The 1128-nt window shown below is 73.0% G+C and carries 1 protein-coding gene; it reads left to right on the top strand.

The features are described 5' to 3' along the window. Positions 1 to 194: 194 nt before the first annotated feature. The coding region (locus tag AB0M20_RS45025; protein ID WP_364307764.1) for a 2Fe-2S iron-sulfur cluster-binding protein at positions 195 to 1128 on the top strand (934 nt) is incomplete at its 3' end.

Below are 1128 nucleotides of genomic sequence, written 5' to 3'. Positions count from 1 at the left end.
CTTCGACGAGCTGCCGGAGGGTGAGACGCTGCAGGTCGCGCTGGCGGAGCGGATCCCGGTCGACGCCTACGTGGACGACGTGCACGGTCTGCCCGCCTGGCGGCGGCACCTCACCAGGGAGTATGCGGAGCAGATCCGCCGGGAACTGGCCGCATGAGCGCACACCGAGGTCGGGGCCGCGGAGCGGAGGTGCCATGGGCGTGATCGTCAACGGGACCGAGCACGCCGAGCCGCCGCGGCCCGGGCAGTGCCTGCGGACCTATCTGCGGGAGCGCGGCTGCTTCGGTGTCAAGAAGGGCTGCGACACCGGCGACTGCGGCGCATGCACGGTCCATGTGGACGGCGAGCCGGTGCATTCGTGCCTGTACCCGGCGTTCCGCGCGCAGGGCCGCCGGGTCACCACGATCGAGGGGCTCGCCCCGCCGGACGGGCTGCATGCGGTGCAGCAGCGGTTCCTCGACGCGCAGGGCTTCCAATGTGGATTCTGCACCGCCGGGTTCATCATGACCACCGCCGCGCTCGACGACCGGCGGCTCGCCGATCTGCCGCGGTCGCTCAAGGGAAATCTGTGCCGCTGCACCGGATACCGGGCGATCGGCGACGCGATCGCCGGAGTGTGCAATGTGGACGAGCCGAGGCCCGGCGAAGCTGTCGGTGCCAGTCTGCCCGCGCCGGCCGGGCCACAGGTGGTCACCGGACGGGCGCGCTACACCTTCGATCTCGACGTGCCGGGGACGCTGCATCTCAAGGTGCTGCGCTCGCCGCACGCGCACGCCCGGATCCGGTCCATCGACACCCGCGCGGCGCTCGCGGTCGACGGCGTCGTGGCGGTGTTCACCCACGACGACGCCCCGGACCGGCTGTTCTCCACCGCGCGGCACGAGCATCCCGAGGAGGACCCGGCCGACACCCGGCTGCTCGACGACGTGATGCGCTTCGCCGGTCAGCGGGTCGCCGCGGTGGTGGCCGAGACGGAGGGCGCGGCCGAGGAGGGCTGCCGGCGGATCGAGGTCGAGTGGGAGGTGCTGCCGGCGGTCCTGGACGCGGAGGCCGCGCTGGCGCCGGACGCCCCGGCCATCCACGAGAGCGGCAACGTGATCGGGCGGTTGCGGGACGAGCTGGGTGACG

The organism is Actinoplanes sp. NPDC051633 (assembly GCF_040681735.1).
Taxonomy (GTDB): Bacteria; Actinomycetota; Actinomycetes; order Mycobacteriales; family Micromonosporaceae; genus Actinoplanes.
The sequence above is the reverse complement of the archived record's forward strand: the minus strand, read 5'-3'. Positions and strand labels throughout refer to the sequence as shown.